Below are 1,496 nucleotides of genomic sequence, written 5' to 3' on the forward strand. Positions count from 1 at the left end.
GCGGTGGATGAAGGGCGCCATTGCGCATAGCCCGGCGACGCTGCGCACCAGCATAAGCTGCCCCACTGCGTAGGTGCCGAGGAGAAACTTGCCGAGCGTATCATTCACGGCGAAGAGCAGAACGCCGAGCAGCATCATGAGGATGCCACCAAGCGTTCCCAGCGGTAGCCCGTCGCGCCTCACGCTGGTGAACAACACCCGATCCTCGTGGCGACGGACGCAGTTGATCCGGCGGAGCTGGACCTATCCAGAATCAGAACTGTGGGCAACGGCCGAAACCTCTGGGCAGATCGGAGACTGTCACTCGGGACGGTGGGAGCGAGGCCGCCGCTGCCTCACCGGACCGGCCCGCGTGCTGCTCGGCATGGCAGACAAGCGCCCCGGCATCGTCGAAGAGGTCTTCGGCGCGGATAGCCGTTGAAAATCCGAGGGGTGAAGGCTTACGAGGCTGGAGTAGCCTGGGCGCCCTGAGGAAGGCGGCCCGGATCAAAGGCAGAGAAGAAAAACTAGGGAGGTCTCCGTCGATGCAAAAGGTGCGATTGGCTTTCGAGAATATTCGGTCACATCGAGCAACCTACCAGTTTTGGCGCCTCAGGGGGCAAGCCTTCGCACTCGCAGAAGGTTTTTCAGGAAGCTTGGCCGCACGCGCGGCTACCGTCCTCGTCGAGCATGGGCAGCGCGCCGAGAACGCCACCGAGTGCGAATTGCTGCAATTGCCAGGCTGTGGGGTCCGTACGGCCCGGTTTATCCGCCTGATGCTACACGGGCCTGAGGATAAGCAGATGGCTGCGCGGCCCGACCGGTATCACTCCGCGCCTTCGCAATCACCTTGCAGATAGCCGCCGCGTTGAGCCTCTTGGATCAGCTGGTTTGCTCTCCGGAGAGCGCGCAGCGCGAGAAGCTGCTCGTCCTTGGTAAGCTGTTCCCCCTGTTCGACACGAGCACGCAGCGCTTTGATCTCATCGTCTTTCAACATGGGCCTCGGATTGTAGTCGTTCGGGCCGGCAGCATTCCGCGATCGGCTTCTTACGGTGCGCGCTCACGCCGCCGGGTCAATCACCCGATTGAGGTATTGATCCATCGCCAAAGCGGCGCTGCCACGATCGCCGCGAGGAAGACGAGGACAGCGAGCGGGAGGACCTCGAGATGGCCCCCTGCCCATCGCCTCGGTTTCGTGCTTAGATGCGGCATGGCCCTAGCCCGCCCGGCAACGCTGCAATGAGCCTTCTCCTCCAACGCCTCGTGACGCTTGTCCTCTTCATCATCGTGATGGCGGGATGGGCGTGGGTGCTGAATAGGACGGTGCCGGGCATAGGGGACTGGCTCGACGCCACCATCAGCCCCGTCGGAACCGCCATCCTGATCGTCGGCATCATCGTCGGAGGATGGCCCCTCGCGTACTGGCTCGAACGCCGTCATCGCGACAAGCGCGGCATCCAGTCCGGCGCACGAGGCCCCTGAGCCTGTAGGAGCAGGGTCGCGATCCGATCCATGGC

Annotated in this window: 2 protein-coding genes and 1 pseudogene; 1 reads left to right on the plus strand and 2 read right to left on the minus strand. The window is 63.4% G+C overall.

The window, feature by feature from the left end:
* Positions 1-198, minus strand: a pseudogene (locus EV668_RS11700) (EamA/RhaT family transporter); the annotation flags it as partial.
* Between the two features lie 607 nt (positions 199-805).
* Complete coding sequence (locus EV668_RS24770) at positions 806-976, minus strand: hypothetical protein (protein WP_166652433.1); 171 nt, start codon at positions 974-976, stop codon at positions 806-808.
* 242 nt (positions 977-1,218) lie between these two features.
* Here EV668_RS24770 and EV668_RS11705 point away from each other — a divergent pair, with 242 nt between their 5' ends.
* The gene (locus EV668_RS11705; protein ID WP_133770209.1) at positions 1,219-1,461 is read left to right on the plus strand and encodes a hypothetical protein; all 243 of its coding nucleotides are present in this window, start codon (positions 1,219-1,221) and stop codon (positions 1,459-1,461) included.
* Positions 1,462-1,496 lie beyond the last annotated feature (35 nt).

Source organism: Enterovirga rhinocerotis (genome assembly GCF_004363955.1).
GTDB classification, from domain to species: Bacteria; Pseudomonadota; Alphaproteobacteria; order Rhizobiales; family Beijerinckiaceae; genus Enterovirga; species Enterovirga rhinocerotis.